Raw genomic sequence first — 14,706 nt, 5'->3', positions numbered from 1 at the left:
CTCCTTCTTCTATCATCCAATCTCTTGCCGCCTACTGAAAATATTTAAGATAGCGCGCGCTTTCCAGCAGCTGCTCGTTGATGCTTCCCTTGCGGATCAGCGGCGTAATTCCCGCCTGCTGCAGCTTTCGGGCAGGAGCCTCGCCGATTCCGGAGCAGAGCAGCAGCCTGCAGTCCTTCAACATGTCCAGCGCCTCCGACAGGGGAGAACCGCACTCCCTGGTTCCATTGCAGTAAGCCTGAACCTTGCGTATGCCGACAAGCCGGACGTTCTCCTGCTTCACATCATAAATGATGAATTCCCTGGCGTGTCCGAAATGCTGATTTATAACATTGGAGCCCCGGGTTGCGACTGCAGCCCTTACCGCTCCGCTCCAGTCTACTTCACTTACAGCCGCGGCCTCTCTCATACCCGAGACAATTTCATCCTGGATGGCAGCCCTGTCTTCAAGCGTAAAGCTTCCTTGAGGCGGAACCATTTCCGGCATCTGGCTCATATCTGCGCCGATCAGCCCGACCGCATCGGCCCTGCACTGCCTGCAGTGGCGCATCACCGGCATAATCCGTGACGAGGCTTCCTGTACCTCATCCGTCTCTTCAAGTGTCGGCGATCTGAAGTGTTCCTTATAATAATGGCTGCCCGGCGACAGAATAAGCGGCATAATATTATGGGAGAATGCCCCCAGCTTGCGGACCGCTACAGCCACCTCCCGCAAATGCGCCCCATTGACCTCCGGGATATGCACGGAGTTGACCTTGACGAGAATGCCGCGTGCCGTCAACAGGCGAATTCCTTCGAGCTGCCTGCGGATCAGCAGCGCCGCCGCTTCCGCGCCCTTATAGACGATGCCCTTATACCTGACATGGGCATAGATGCGGCTGCCGATCTCCGGATTAAGGGCATTCATGGTTACCGTCACATGACGGATGCCGAGCCGCTGAATCTCTTCGGCATAATCGGGCAGCATGAGTCCGTTGGTACTCAGACAAAGGTGGAGATCCGGGTAAGCCTCGGCCAGCAGAGCAAAGGTGCGGAAGGTCGCCTCCGGGTTGGCCAGCGGATCGCCGGGACCGGCAATGCCAACCACCGTAAGATTGGGCAGCCCGGAGACCATTTGCGATACCTTCAGACAGGCTTCGTCCGGAGACAGGAGCTGGCTGACCACGCCGGGACGGCTCTCATTCACACAATCAAATTTCGGGTTGCAGTAATGGCACTGAATATTGCATCTGGGTGCCACCGGTGCATGCATTCTGGCAAAATAGTGATGTGCTTCCTCACTGTAGCAAGGATGCTTGTGCAAAGCGCTCTCCATCTAATAGCCTCCCATTCTATTTATATCTATTTATAATCAAAAAACATTAAACAGCAATTATAAATGGCATTCAATATTCTAATTTTATTTATTTATATTACTTTTATTCTAAATATTGTTCAATCCCAAATCATACACTCCCGCACATTGTCATGTCTTATGTAAGTTTTTGTGACCAATAGTTAACATAAAGCGTTTACACCCTGCTTTTTCATATGCTTTCGGGGAGATGAAGAGAGGGAATGTGACAAATAAACCGCCATAATTACAGTATCAGGGAGAATTCCTCACTTCACACTCCGGCCATAAATTGTACCTTTTGTGAACAAGTGGCACAATGGCCTGCGCTGCTGTTCGCGGGAGGCACTTTTACTCTTCATTTCCCCATTTCGCCTGCTCGCATCATATTCTAGGGTACTTTTACCTCTTATTTCCGCATTCCGCCTGCTCGCATCATATTCTAGGGTACTTTTACCTCTCATTTCCCCATTCCGCCTGCTCGCATCATATTCTAGGGTACTTTTACCTCTTATTTCCCCGTTTCGCCTGCTCGCATCATATTCTAGGGTACTTTTACCTCCGGCCTCCTTTTTCTTGCTCAGCGAGCTCCAAACTTCAACTCATCCAAATCGCTAAACCCTCCTTCCTGGGGGGTGGATTTTTCTTCAGCAAAAAGAACCCGCCGGCAATCAACTCTCTCTTGGAGAATCCATTGCTGGCAGGTATAAGTTCAGATCCACCTTTATCAACTGTTAACCAGCGCTCTTGATAACCCCTTTTTTAAGAATAATATTGCCGTACAGCGCCTCTTCTCCAGTCATTACAACGGCATAGGCGCTTTGGGAACGGATGTAGAAGTCAAAGCGTTCCTCATGGGAGAGCACCGCCTCCTGATCATGTTCAGCGATGATTTTCTTATAAGTGTCCCAGACGGCAGGAACGGCTGGATCTCCCGGAACAACACTCATCAGAACCGCCTGATGATCTGCATAATGATCCAGCGGAAGCAGCTCAAGAATCGCGTCCAGCAGCTCCGGAATGCCGATGCCGTCACAGCGGACCACCCGGGAATGCAGCGCTTGTCCGGGAAAGTTGGCATCGGCGAGCACAAGCTCGTCGCCGTGGCCCATCTCCATCAGGGTCTTCACCAGCTCGGGAGAGAGCAGCTTGGGGATTTTTTTCAGCATGTGTTGATTCTCTCCTTTACATTCCGTAGAAGGATCTCAGCGCCACCAGTTCTTCAATCCGGTTCGGCGGAAGCTCCCGTTCTCCGTCAATCATGCGGGTCAGGAAGGTCAGCTTGGCGGTGTATTCCAGCCGTTCCATGTTCATATAAGCCCCCATTACATCCTTGCCCCAGGACAATGCGCCATGGCTTTCCAGCAGCACAGCCGTTTTCTTGCCCAGGAACGGCATGATGGAATCGGGAACCTCCTCAGTCGAAGGCGTGCCGTATTTAGCCAGAGGAATATCACCCATGGCAATGACGGATTCCGGCATCATCATTTTATCGAGCGCTTCACCCTTGATGGCAAAAGCGGTGCCAAACGGCGGATGGGCATGAACTACCCCGTTCATCCCGGGAAGCTCGCGGTAAATCCGCAGATGCATTTTGACCTCCGTTGAAGGTCTATAGTCTTCCTGTGCCTCCAGGATTTCCCCCTGAAGATTTACCTTGACCAGCATATGCGGCTCCAGATAGCCTTTGCTGACCCCGGTTGGGGTTGTAAGCACCTCATCCTCGCTCAAACGGGCGGAGATGTTGCCGTCGTTCGCGGCAATAAAATCCTTATTGAACAGGTTTCTGCCGATATCGCAAATTTGCAGACGCAGTTTCTTTTCCAGCTCATCCATGATTTATTCTCCTCTTTTTTAAAATATAAGCCTTTATATGCTTTGCACATCAAATGATCCTTCTATTTCCCGCTGAAACGCCCCGTCCCTTATAAGGACGGCGTAGCCGTTTCTGCTTATTTATTCGGCCGATACACCGTCAGGGTCTCCGATGCGGCTACGATCTCTGCGGCCCGGCTGAAATCCAGTTCACCCAGGGCAGCCAGCTGCACCAGCAGATTGCCGAGCGCACTGGCTTCGACGGGTCCGGCAATAATCTCTTTGGCGGAAGCGTCCGCCGTCAACTGGCAGAGCAGCTTGTTCTGAATGCCCCCTCCAACCATATGAACCCTGCGGATCGGCTTGCCCGTAATTTCTTCCAGTTCCCCCAGCGCCGCAGCGTAGGACTTCGCGAGACTGTCCAGAATAGTGCGGACAATGGCCCCCTTGCTCGCGGGCACAGGCTGGCCGGTGCTCCGGCAGTATTCAGCGATACGTCCCGGCATATCTCCCGGTGTACTGAAGATCGGATCGTTAGGCTGGATAAAAGACTGCGCCGCCCCTTCGTTCCCGGCAAGCACAGCCATCTCCGGGAAGCTGAGCTCTTCCCCGGCTTCGGCCCAGGCCCTGCGGGTCTCCTGCAGCAGCCACAGGCCGGTTATATTCTTAAGCAGCCGGTTGCCGCTGCCGTAGCAGCTCTCATTCGTGAAGCCATATTCATAGCATGGCGGCGTGAGAACCGGCACCTTCGTCTCCATACCGACCAATGACCAGGTGCCGCAGCTGATAAACGCTGTGCCTTCCCGGTCCTCGTATGGAATGGAAGCTACGGCTGCCGCCGTGTCATGGGAGGCGCCGGCGATCACGGAGACCGGTCCGCATCCCAGCTCCGCACAAAGCTCCGGATGCAGGGAACCGACAGCCGTCCCCGCCTCAACACGGGGCGGAATCAGCCCAAGCGGGATGCCCAGCCTCCCGAATACTTCGGAAGAGGGTTCACCCGTCCCCGCATCCAGCAGGCCGCTTGTGCTCAGGATGGTCCTCTCGGCAGAAGCCGCTCCTGACAGGAGGTACAGGAACAAATCCGGCATCATGAGAATATGGCAGGCATGCTCCCGGAGCAGCGGATTCTCCTGCAAATCCGCGTACAGCTGGTACACTGTATTGATCGGGTCCGGCTGGTTGCCGGTCAAACGGAACTGCTCCTCCGGCGGCAGCAGTTCCTCCAGCTGAGACCGGTAAACGTTCATCCGCCGGTCCCGGTAATGGTGCGGGGAGCCGAGCAGCCTCCCGTCATGATCCAGAAAGCCGTAGTCTACCCCCCAGGTGTCCACACTGAGGCTTGCAATCTCTCCGTGGGCCCGGCCCGCCAGCCGGATGCCATGCTTGATTTCTTGAAGCAGCACCGGAAAGTTCCAGTACAGATGCCCGCCGTCCTCAATCGGCGTATTGGCAAATCTGTGAATCTCCTCCGTCAAGATCGAGCTTCCGTCATAGGTTCCGAGCATCACTCTTCCCGAGCTTGCTCCGAGATCCACGGCCAGCAGTCTCTTCAGCTTAGTCATAGCCTCTACCCGCCCGCTGCCCGGCGTCAGTACAGCGGCCCGAAATTGCGGCAGGCCCGGTAGTCGGCGGCTTCGAGACTCTCTGTGCCGAACAGCGACCAGACGCGCGGTCTGAAGATCCGCGATTCCTCTACATTGTGCATGCTGACAGGGATGCGCAATATCGACGCCAGCGTAATCAGGTCCGCTCCGATATGCCCATAGCTGATCGCGCCGTGATTGGCGCCCCAGTTGTTCATCACATCATACACCGAGCTGAACGAGCCGGTGCCGGTAAGAACAGGCGCGAACCAGGTCGTCGGCCAGGTGGGATCGGTACGTTCATCCAGTGTGCGGTGCACTTCTTCGGGAAGCTCCGCTGTGTAGCCCTCCGCCAGCTGCAGGACCGGCCCCAGTCCCTTGACCAGATTGAGGCGGGCCATCGTTACAGGCATGCCGCCCCTGGTCAGGTAATCGGTAGAGAAGCCGCCGCCCCGGAAATATTCCTGCGAGGCCGGGCGGAATTGCGTTGCCTTCAGAGTGGCCTCCACCTCTTCGTCCGTAATCTCCCAGAACGGCTTGACCGCCGGCTTGCCATCCTTCGTCTGTTCACCCGCGCCATCCAGCGCGGCGGAGCCTGAATTGATCAGATGGAGCAGGCCTCCTGCCGCCTGGCCCTGAAGCTCATAGCCGGTGACCCGCTTCACGGCTGCCGGACTCCAGTAGGTGCGGACATCGGCGAAGACCTGCGCGGTATTCGTCAGCAGATAATTGAACAGCATCGTCACACCGTTCAGGCTGTCATTCTCCGTAGCGAGAATGTAAGGAGCACGCTTTCCGTTCCAGTCGAAGGAGGAATTCAGAATCGTTTCCATGAAATCTCCGTTCGGGAAATGATCCGTCCATTGGCGCTGTCCCTGGAAGCCTGCGGCAAGCGCATTGTGGCCTTGGGCTTCTTCCGCGAATCCAAGCTCTGCAAGCACCGGATTGCCGGTCATCAGGTCGCGGCCGATGAGCGCCATCTTGACGCAGGTTTCCCACTGGGACTCCTTCTCTCCGCTGTTAACCTGCAGATGCACCGGGTTATTGTCCGGCCCCACCCGGCAATTCTCCTTCGTCCATTTCAACGCACGGCTATATTCCTCCGGATCATAAATCCCTTCCTCGAAGCGGCGGACGAACTCGGACATATCGATATATTCGTTGCGCATGCCTAAGTATTCCTGAAAGAACTGGTCATTGACAATAGAACCGGCGATGCCCATCGATACCGAACCCATCGACAGATAGGAGGTGCCCTTCATCAGGGCAACCGCAAGCGCAGACCTGGCGAACCGCAGCAGCTTGGTCTGAACATCGGCAGGGATCTCCTCGCTTCCCGAGTCCTGCACATCCTCCCCATAGATCCCAAAAGCCGGAATGCCTTTCTGGGCATACGCCGACAGCACAGCGGCCAGATATACGGCGCCGGGTCTTTCCGTACCGTTGAAGCCCCATACCGCGTGCGGAATCGCGGCATCCATATCCATGGTCTCCGAGCCATAACACCAGCACGGTGTCACCGTTATGGATACCCCTACATTGGCGCCTGCAAATTTGGCCTGTGCAGCTGCAGCCTCCTTCACACCGCCGATGGTGGAATCTGCAATTACACAGGCAACGGGCGAACCATCAGGATAACGCAAATTCCCCTGCAAAAAAGCAGCGACCCGCTCCGCCATGCCCATCGTCTGGACTTCCAGCGATTCACGCACGCCGCGGCGTCTCCCGTCAATCGTCGGGCGGATTCCGATTTTGGGATAATGAGTTGTCATGCCATATAACCTCCTCAGAATAATCAGCATAATAAAAGCGCTTGCATATCTTTTATCATAAAATCATTAATATGGATTGTCAACGCAAAACAACACTTTTATTGTGTATTTATGTGGTTTCAAGAACAATAATGTGGTTTTTTATGTGGAATCCCCTTTTGTTTATCGAGCATGTTATAGTAAAATAAGAAGCAGAAACGACTTCGCCGTCCTTTAACCTTGATCAAATTATGCCGTGTGAAGCATATGGATTATATTTAAATACAAGTATAGATTGATTTATAGCAGGAGGCCGCCCCAGTGAGAGCATTCGAACGCCGTGAGCTCATTATCAATAAGCTGCACCGCAACAAAAAGGTCCATGTCGCCGATCTGGCGCAGAATTTCAACGTCTCCGAAGAGACGATCCGCAGAGACCTGGAGAAGCTGGATAAGGAAGGCATCGCCAAGAAAAGCTACGGGGGTGCCATCCTGAATGTGCATACCAACGAGGACCCTTCCTATTTCCACAGGCATGCGGTCAATATCGAAGCCAAGCGGGCCATTGCCGGGAATGTGCTGGAGCTGATCAATGACGGCGACAGCCTGATGACGGATACCAGCTCCACCGCCTTCGAAGCGCTGAAGAAGATCACCGAGGCCAAAAAAAATCTGACGATCATCACCAATTCCCTGGTCGTCCTGTCCGAGTTCCAGCATTCCGGACATAAGCTCATATCTACTGGCGGTGTGCTGGGAGCGGAGACCAACTCTTTTGTCGGACCCGGCGCCTCCTATACCCTTCAGAGATATAACGTGGATGTTGCCTTGTTCAGCTGCAAGGCGCTTTCAATGACGGGCGGGCTGAGCGATTCCAACGAAGCCGAAAGCGAGCTCAAGCTTCTGATGCGGCAGCAGGCGAGCAAGGCCATCCTTTTGGCCGATTATTCCAAGTTTGACCGGATTGCCTTCGTCAAGCTGTTCGGCTTCGGAGAGCTTGATTATATCGTTACCGACGAGAGGCCCGGCGATGAATGGATCACTTTTCTGAACAAATACCAGGTGTCGCTTCTTCATAATCCCGCAGATTAACCCGGAAACGCAGACGAAAGGAGGTGAATCCTGTTATGGTATCGATTCAATTGACCGCAGCTTCCGCCACGCAGTGGTTTCCGTTCGTTCTTATTGCCGTGGGCGTCTGCCTGATTCTGCTTGTATGGGCTGTATTTAAAAAGCTGGATTAGTCTTCTCTGCCATGTATGCGCTTACCTTGAAATTCGAGCTGTTTTTGTCACCCAAATGGTGAACAGTCTGCTGGCGCAAGGCTATGTAATCCGCTCCAGCGGTGCCCAGGATAAAAGGGTCAGCGCGCCAAAAAAACGGAAGCCCAAAACCAAAACCTTCATGCTCCGGACTGCCGTTTTTTCTTGGATCAGATTTATGAATTCCGGTGCTTCAATACAGATCCTCCGCCAAGGCTGTGGATCAATGCTTCAAAACCGTTGCTGGCCATGTGAGGATAGCTCATGCAGAGCTTCTGATATTCCTGAACGATACGTTCATGAAGCGGATGATCCGCAGGAATTTTCAACTGGGAGGAAAGGACCCGGCTTAATCCGAGGCTGCGGATTGAATTCTGGAGCTGCAAAGCTTCCGGATCGGAATGATGGTCGAAAAAGAGGGCTGAGGTAATGGCCGAGACCAGAAAGGATGTCTCAAGGCCCAGTCCGTGGGCAAGCATGGCCGGACGCACCAGCCGGTCCTTGGGAGCCAGCTTGCGCAGCGGGGACCTTGCCACGCGCGTGATTTTATCGTTAAAGTTGGGGTTGCGGAAACGCTCCAGCATCTTGGCTATATACTTCTCATGAGCCTCGGGATCGAAGCCGTACTGCTTAACGAGCACTGCCCCGGTTTCCTTCAGGACCCCACGGACACGGGCAACGATTCCCGGATCGTCCATGGCATCCTGAATCGTGGTATAGCCTTCCAGATAGCCGAAATAGGCTGCGCTGCAATGACCGGTATTCACGGTGAACAATTTGCGTTCAAGGTACGGATCGAGTTTGTCTACGTAATGAACCCCTTTAATATCCGTATAATCGCCGATCATGCCACTGCGGGGAATGACCCATTCACTGAAGGGTTCTACGAGGATTTCGAGCGGATCTTTATGCGTCTGGACAGGAACAATACGGTCTACCATGACGTTGGGAAAAGCGATGAGACGGTCGGCAAGCTCCTTGACCGATTGCTTCATGTGGCGGTATACAGAGGTTTTGAGCTGCTGGCCGCTGCCAATGCCATTCTCACAGGCGAATACATGCAGAGGTTTGGGATTGCCGCCGGTCTGGAGCCTGAGCTCAATCCCCCGCGCAATTGTACCCGCTATATCCTTCAGCGCCGTTATCCCCACTGCCGTTGTCACAATTTCAGCTTCCGCGATAGCCTCGGCTACCTTCTCCGTGTCCGCCAAATCGAGCGCCGTTACATTGCTCACCATATAGCTGTCGCGGTTGTCATTGGCCAGCGTCACGGGATAGCTGCCCCGCTCACGCAATTGTGAAATCTTGCGCTTGTTTCTTCCGACAAAACATACTTCATAACCGGAGTTGGACAGCACAGGACCGATAAAGCCCCTGCCTATATTGCCTGCTCCGAAATGTACGGCTCTCAATAGGAACTCCCCCTTATACCCTGAGTGGTTTTTTTATATCTGTCAGTTGACGCTCTGGAAGCAATCCCGTGTAATGAGCTGGTCAAAATCAAGCTCGCTCAGGCTGTCTGTTTTGTGATGCGGGACATCGAAATCGAGAAAGCTGGTAATCTCATTCGGGATGACTACACAGTGCATCCCCGCCGCCGCCGCCGCCCTTGAACCATTCGGAGAGTCCTCGATGGCAACCGCCTCATCCGGCGCAAGTCCAAGACAGGATAACGCCTGGTTGTACAGCTCCGGGTCAGGCTTCACCTTCTGCACATGATCGGAGGTGCGGATGCAATCGAAATAATCGCGGATGCCGAGCTGCTCCAGATATTTCTCTACCCATTCCAGGGAGGAGCTGGAGGCAAGCCCCAGGCGGAGTCCGGCTTCCTTGGCGGAATCCAGATAGTGCTGAATCCCCGGCCGGATCGCTTCAAGCTCCATAAGCTTGCTGTGTCTGGCCTGCACGGCTGTTCTGAACGCTTGCTTGTCAATATCCAGATTAAGCTCGGTCATTAAATATTCATAAGGATTGAAGCTGTTCAGACTCGTTCCGATACAGGTGGAGTACTGCTCAAGCGTCAGTTCCACCCCATGCTCTTCATAAGCCTCGTTAAAAGCAGTGTACCAAGCCGTTTCGGTGTCAATAATCGTTCCGTCAAAATCGAATATGATTCCTTTGATCAAGATTCCCCATCTCCCTTGCCGTTTATTTTTTCGGTCAGATAATCTGACATAAATACCTATCCAGCGCTGTAAAATGTTCTTCTGTCCGGCGTTTGCCTGTAAAAACCATAACAAAGGCTTTCCGAGCCCGTCAAGGGCGGCAGCTAAGGTAACACAGCATGATTACGTTTGCAAAAAGCTCCGGACAAGCCGTCTGCAGCCGCGCGTTAATCCGTTTACATCAGCCATGTCCAAACCGTGCTCCAGAGGCCTGAAACCCTTGATACGGCTGGAGTTGCTGCGCTTCGGCCGGGAGGCGCCGGCAGACGGGTGAATTACCCGGCTTTTTCCCCGGAAAAATTTGGGCGGAATTTTTTTTTTTTGAAAGGGGCTTTTGCGCTTGCGTTCATCCAATCTTTGACTTTTCAAAATGATATAGGTTATACTTATTCTACGCTTAATTTCCGGTGTACTTAGCCGGAAAGCGGGGGAACCAGTCAATTGGGGCGAATCACTCAGAATTATCAGTGTAGGGTACCATCTTACCCGAGTCCGTCAGCTAACCTCGTCAGTAGTGGATGGGTCTGCTTTTTAGTGTTATACATAACCAGAGACCCTTGCTTGGGGTCTCTTTTGTATTTTTATAGACCCTGCTGGCAGCAGATTGGCATTTGACACAAGGCCCCCCTTGGGTTCACACAATGAGACAAGGGAGAGATGCAAGTGCAAAAGGTAAGGTATATAACGGATATCAACAAGCTTCCGATGCTGTCAGAGACGGAAAAAGCGAAACTCAAGCCAATTACCGACAAATTCGTCTTCCGTGCCAATGATTACTACCTGTCCCTGATTAACTGGGAGGACCCTGCAGACCCGCTCCGCAAGCTCATCCTTCCCGGCGAAGGAGAACTCAAGGAATATGGACGCTGGGATGCCTCGGATGAGGATTCCAACTACGTGGTGCCGGGCTGCCAGCATAAATACGGAACGACTGCCCTCCTGATCGTATCCGAGGTCTGCGGCGCCTACTGCCGGTACTGCTTCCGCAAGCGCCTGTTCCGCAATGATGTGAAGGAGGCCACCTCCGATGTCACTCCGGGCCTGGAGTATATTGCAGCTCATCCGGAGATTAACAATGTGCTTCTGACCGGAGGCGACAGCCTGATTCTCTCAACACCCAAGCTTCGTTCGATCATTGAGCGTCTGCGGGCCATTGAGCATGTCAGGATTATCCGCCTAGGCTCCAAGATTCCTGTGTTCAACCCCATGCGCATCTATGAGGACGTGGCCCTGCTCGATATGATCCGCACTTATTCTACCGAAGAGAAACGAATCTACATCATGGCTCATATCAATCATCCCCGCGAAATTACAGCTCAAGCCGCCAAGGCATTCGCAGCCCTGCATCAGGCAGGTGCAATTCTCGTCAACCAGACCCCTGTGCTCAGAGGCATTAACGATGATCCGGCAGTCCTGGGTGAACTTCTGGACCGGCTCTCCTGGGCTGGAGTTACCCCCTACTATTTCTTCGTGAACCGGCCCATTGCCGGCAACCGTGAGTTTGTTCTGCCCTTATCGCGTGTCTACCGGATTGTGGAGCAAGCCAAAGCCCGAACCTCCGGTCTAGGCAAACGGGTCCGCCTGTCCATGAGCCATTCCTCCGGGAAAATAGAGATTCTCGCTATCGAGCAAGGCAAAGCCTACCTCAAATATCATCAGTCCAGAGACCAGAAATACGGCAAGTTCATGATGCTCGACTGTCCGGAAGAAGCAGAATGGTTCGATGACCTGCCGGGGAACGAGAAGTATTGGAGGAAGCCTGTGAAATCGTCCAGCCCCGACTCCCCTGCCGGTGATAAGCCGCCGGAGGCAGTAGGAGCCACGTAAGAAGCCATATACCGCTTAGCTGCCTCAATGGACTTGAACTGCATAGACATGAAGGTTTATCTGCGCAGAGCAAGCTGCTGTCTCAAGCCTTTCGCCGGCCGTTTATGAAGCAGCTCATTTGGGCTTGCTCGAATAGCCGGGATGCACCGCTTGAACAGGCCGGCCCGGACTGCATTACGCCAATGGTTCCACCGCTCCTGAACAGATTCGGCATTTTGATAGCCTGGCTCTTTACTTATGCTGTGACTCAGCCTCCTGCGCCTTGCCTTCCTCCAATACCGGCTTCAGATCATCCTGAACGCTGCCCTTCCATAATGGAACACCCGAGCAGGGAGCTGCCCGGCCATTCAAACGGTCTGCCGACATAAGGTGATGAAGACGAATACAGTCGCCAGCAGCAGCTTGGTGCTGACTATGTTTATATAGAAGAAAAAAAACAGAAAAGCTATGCCGTCCTTCATTGGACAGCATAGCTGTTTTAAATTTCAGATGTAAGATTTTCTGCTGAAACCGACGGCAGGCCCAAGTGGAAAAAGTGAACTTATTTTTCTCCACACCCTCTTTTGCGCAAGCGTCAGTGGGAAAAAGGATACCTAAATCATCCGATTCTCCCCCCTTTCAGGGAATTATGCGGAGATTAAATTTACTTTTTCCCACTATTCCTTCTTCAGCAAGCTTTTCCGTCCATTTAAGTTACCTAATTCCACTTCACTTCATTGTATTCCACTTTCCTGCCCCGCTCAGCAATAGGCGGTGCCTGTTTCGTTGTTTGATAAGCCAGTTATCGCTGCTTCCCCGGCAAAGGTAGTTCCTCTATCCAAATAGCCCAGCGGCTCAGCAATGATCTTGAACAAGCAAAAACAGCTACGCAGCCCTAGTAAAGGACGGCCGTGTTTCAGCGAGAAATAGAAGGATAATTTAGTGTGCCGAGCATATACGCTTATATTTTGAACAAATGGCTCAACCGCTTGAGCGCTTGAGCCATTCTTCACTTCTTCATTATGGCTGATTTATCACTTCTGTAACTAACGGAGCAGGCGGCGTATTCATCCCGTCACCCAGATAATAATCGGTGAGCGTGGACTGCATGTACCCCTTTACGCTTAAGGTGTTGCGGTAAGCCGGATTATGCGGCAGGGTATACAGCCGGATATCCGAAGGAATTGTGGTTGAATACAGCCTCAGCTCGGTGAAATCACTGGATTCGTACAGGATCTCCTCCCGCCAGTCGCCCAGCAGATCACCGTATAGAACCGGAGCATTGCGTGAATTAACGCGCACCCCCTGTGCGGTGAAGAGGCGTTCAGTGACTTCGTTATTGTAATTCCACTTGTCTACATAATTCACATCCAGCAGTTCACCCAGGAGATCGCCGTCCCACCAGATTTTATAATTGATCGATGGCTTGGCTGTGCTGATCTCCACGCCGTCAACGTCATAAACTCCGCCGGCGCTGGACCACATCTCATAGCCCCGGTATCTCGGATCAATGTCGGCAGCCGTGCCTCTGGCGATATCCTCGGGCGGAGTTCCGGTACGGATCACCTCGCCGGTCGCCGCATCCGCATAAAACCACGGGAACTCGTTCACATTGCCGTTCTCGGCCTGCTGAATGCCAAACTGCTCCAGCCCCGGACGGTCAGGGTCGAGATCCGTGATATGAAACCGGTCGCCATGAACCACCTTATCGAAGGAATACAATGTGCTTCCGTCATCATTCAGCGCCCAGCCGCCGAAGGATATTTCATCCCTGCCGTCTCCGTCGAGATCCAGAATGCGGATCTGGTGAAAGAACTCCCCGTCCGCCCCCAGCCGCTTCCAGCGCTCGGTAAGCAGGCCGCCCGAGTAATCATAAGCAGTGGTAATATATCTGAACACGCGGTCCGTCCCCCGGTTTTTGAGTACCGTAATCAGGCTGGGATGTGTTCCGTCCAGATAAGCAACTCCGAAATGGCCGCTGAGCGGACCATACTGGGCATAATCCGCCGGAACCGGAACTCTGGCGGCTTCCGCCCCCGTGAACCCGTTCACTGCCGAAATGTATTGCGTCTGCGCACCCGTGGCCGGAATCACGGCTCCATTGGCGAACTCGACCCCGGCATAGGTGCGGATGAACACTTCCGCCTTGCCGTCACTGTCAAGATCGGCAACGGTCACATTATCCGAATCATGCCAGCCCCCGAGTCCGGTTACACCGAAATCGCTCACAGAGGCGGGAGGCGCATTGTACGTATCAATTCTTTGCACACTGTACGGTCCGAGGTCAATTCTCCACAGGAAGCCCTTGTCGAGACTATAGGCCTCAACCAGACGGTTCCCGCCGTTGACCGGTATGCGGGTGACTACGTACTCGTACACCCCATCCCCATCCAAATCACCCGGCCAGCCGTGCTGGACGAAATAATCCGCCGGATTCCCCGTGACGCTTTGAAGCGGAATACTCGAATAATTACGCTCCGGTGAATGTGCCGGGAGCAGTGTTTCCCGGCTGATTCCTGCCGGAGTTCCATTGTTATAGGCCTTAACGTAGTAGTAATTGTCCTGACTGAGATCCGCCCCGGCGTCGGTATAATTCGTGCCCTTCGTCAGAGGGGCTGCATTCAGCTTCACCCCATCCGATCCGCCCGTCCGGCGGTAGACATCGAAGCGGACAGTATCCGGTTCTGTGCCCAGCAGCCGCCAGCTCAGATAGACCTGGCCATTGCCTGCATGAATGGCCACCAAACCGCGGTCGAGATGCTCAACCAGCCGGGGACCGGCGGCCAGCACTTGCTTCCCTTCCGCCCCCAGAGTTACCGAGACGATCAGAATCAACAATAACACCCATTTCAAACCTTTGCTGCGCTTCATAATTTTCCTCCCGCTTCATTGAATTTGAATGACATCCATCCATTTATCCTGAAATAATGATGTCCATGCTTTTAGGACATTGTTATGGAAGCCTGGAAGTTGGCAAAGCCAAATTGA

Annotated in this window: 11 protein-coding genes and 1 riboswitch; of the genes, 2 read left to right on the top strand and 9 right to left on the bottom strand. The window is 53.4% G+C overall.

Going from position 1 to position 14,706, the window contains the following annotated elements:
- Positions 1 to 31: 31 nt before the first annotated feature.
- From nifB to HYD27_RS14925, 5 genes are all read right to left on the bottom strand, one after another.
- Positions 32 to 1,315, bottom strand: a complete 1,284-nt coding sequence (nifB, locus tag HYD27_RS14945) for a nitrogenase cofactor biosynthesis protein NifB (RefSeq protein WP_219216419.1) — start codon at positions 1,313 to 1,315, stop codon at positions 32 to 34.
- A 752-nt stretch (positions 1,316 to 2,067) separates the two neighbouring features.
- On the bottom strand, positions 2,068 to 2,502 hold the full coding sequence (locus HYD27_RS14940; RefSeq protein ID WP_219216417.1) for an RbsD/FucU family protein: 435 nt from the start codon (positions 2,500 to 2,502) through the stop codon (positions 2,068 to 2,070).
- Positions 2,503 to 2,518: 16 nt separating this feature from the next.
- On the bottom strand, positions 2,519 to 3,169 hold the full coding sequence (locus tag HYD27_RS14935; RefSeq protein ID WP_219216415.1) for a class II aldolase/adducin family protein: 651 nt from the start codon (positions 3,167 to 3,169) through the stop codon (positions 2,519 to 2,521).
- Positions 3,170 to 3,285: 116 nt separating this feature from the next.
- Positions 3,286 to 4,713 (bottom strand): rhamnulokinase, encoded by a 1,428-nt coding sequence (locus HYD27_RS14930; protein ID WP_219216413.1) that lies wholly within the window; start codon positions 4,711 to 4,713, stop codon positions 3,286 to 3,288.
- A gap of 26 nt (positions 4,714 to 4,739) precedes the next feature.
- The gene (locus tag HYD27_RS14925) at positions 4,740 to 6,506 is read right to left on the bottom strand and encodes an L-fucose isomerase (RefSeq protein WP_219216411.1); all 1,767 of its coding nucleotides are present in this window, start codon (positions 6,504 to 6,506) and stop codon (positions 4,740 to 4,742) included.
- A 300-nt stretch (positions 6,507 to 6,806) separates the two neighbouring features.
- Here HYD27_RS14925 and HYD27_RS14920 point away from each other — a divergent pair, with 300 nt between their 5' ends.
- Positions 6,807 to 7,577, top strand: a complete 771-nt coding sequence (locus HYD27_RS14920) for a DeoR/GlpR family DNA-binding transcription regulator (protein ID WP_219216408.1) — start codon at positions 6,807 to 6,809, stop codon at positions 7,575 to 7,577.
- 346 nt (positions 7,578 to 7,923) lie between these two features.
- On the opposite strand, the gene HYD27_RS14915 is transcribed toward HYD27_RS14920, so the two are convergent.
- Both HYD27_RS14915 and HYD27_RS14910 read right to left on the bottom strand, forming a co-directional pair.
- A complete protein-coding gene (locus tag HYD27_RS14915; RefSeq protein WP_219216407.1) occupies positions 7,924 to 9,159 on the bottom strand; it encodes a mannitol-1-phosphate 5-dehydrogenase in 1,236 nt (411 codons plus the stop codon).
- Positions 9,160 to 9,201: 42 nt separating this feature from the next.
- Positions 9,202 to 9,873, bottom strand: a complete 672-nt coding sequence (locus tag HYD27_RS14910; protein ID WP_219216406.1) for an HAD family hydrolase — start codon at positions 9,871 to 9,873, stop codon at positions 9,202 to 9,204.
- A gap of 423 nt (positions 9,874 to 10,296) precedes the next feature.
- Positions 10,297 to 10,441: riboswitch (cyclic di-AMP (ydaO/yuaA leader) on the top strand.
- A gap of 128 nt (positions 10,442 to 10,569) precedes the next feature.
- On the opposite strand from HYD27_RS14910, the gene HYD27_RS14905 reads away from it, so the two are divergent.
- Complete coding sequence (locus HYD27_RS14905) at positions 10,570 to 11,739, top strand: KamA family radical SAM protein (RefSeq protein ID WP_220101624.1); 1,170 nt, start codon at positions 10,570 to 10,572, stop codon at positions 11,737 to 11,739.
- A 231-nt stretch (positions 11,740 to 11,970) separates the two neighbouring features.
- On the opposite strand, the gene HYD27_RS14900 is transcribed toward HYD27_RS14905, so the two are convergent.
- Together HYD27_RS14900 and HYD27_RS14895 are read right to left on the bottom strand one after the other, a co-directional pair.
- Positions 11,971 to 12,294, bottom strand: a complete 324-nt coding sequence (locus HYD27_RS14900) for a hypothetical protein (RefSeq protein ID WP_219216404.1) — start codon at positions 12,292 to 12,294, stop codon at positions 11,971 to 11,973.
- A 444-nt stretch (positions 12,295 to 12,738) separates the two neighbouring features.
- Positions 12,739 to 14,589 (bottom strand): rhamnogalacturonan lyase family protein, encoded by a 1,851-nt coding sequence (locus tag HYD27_RS14895; RefSeq protein ID WP_219216403.1) that lies wholly within the window; start codon positions 14,587 to 14,589, stop codon positions 12,739 to 12,741.
- Between the last annotated feature and the right edge of the window lie 117 nt (positions 14,590 to 14,706).

It is taken from the genome of Paenibacillus sp. S150 (genome assembly GCF_019352175.1).
In the GTDB taxonomy this organism is placed as follows: Bacteria; Bacillota; Bacilli; order Paenibacillales; family Paenibacillaceae; genus Paenibacillus_AQ.
This window is presented reverse-complemented; position numbering and strand designations above follow the sequence as displayed.

Coding starts and splice junctions, on each gene's coding strand:
- nifB (WP_219216419.1), bottom strand. CDS start 1,315: ATGGAGAGCGCTTTGCACAAGCATCCTTGCTACAGTGAGGAAGCACAT.
- HYD27_RS14940 (WP_219216417.1), bottom strand. CDS start 2,502: ATGCTGAAAAAAATCCCCAAGCTGCTCTCTCCCGAGCTGGTGAAGACC.
- HYD27_RS14935 (WP_219216415.1), bottom strand. CDS start 3,169: ATGGATGAGCTGGAAAAGAAACTGCGTCTGCAAATTTGCGATATCGGC.
- HYD27_RS14930 (WP_219216413.1), bottom strand. CDS start 4,713: ATGACTAAGCTGAAGAGACTGCTGGCCGTGGATCTCGGAGCAAGCTCG.
- HYD27_RS14925 (WP_219216411.1), bottom strand. CDS start 6,506: ATGACAACTCATTATCCCAAAATCGGAATCCGCCCGACGATTGACGGG.
- HYD27_RS14905 (WP_220101624.1), top strand. CDS start 10,570: ATGCAAGTGCAAAAGGTAAGGTATATAACGGATATCAACAAGCTTCCG.
- HYD27_RS14895 (WP_219216403.1), bottom strand. CDS start 14,589: ATGAAGCGCAGCAAAGGTTTGAAATGGGTGTTATTGTTGATTCTGATC.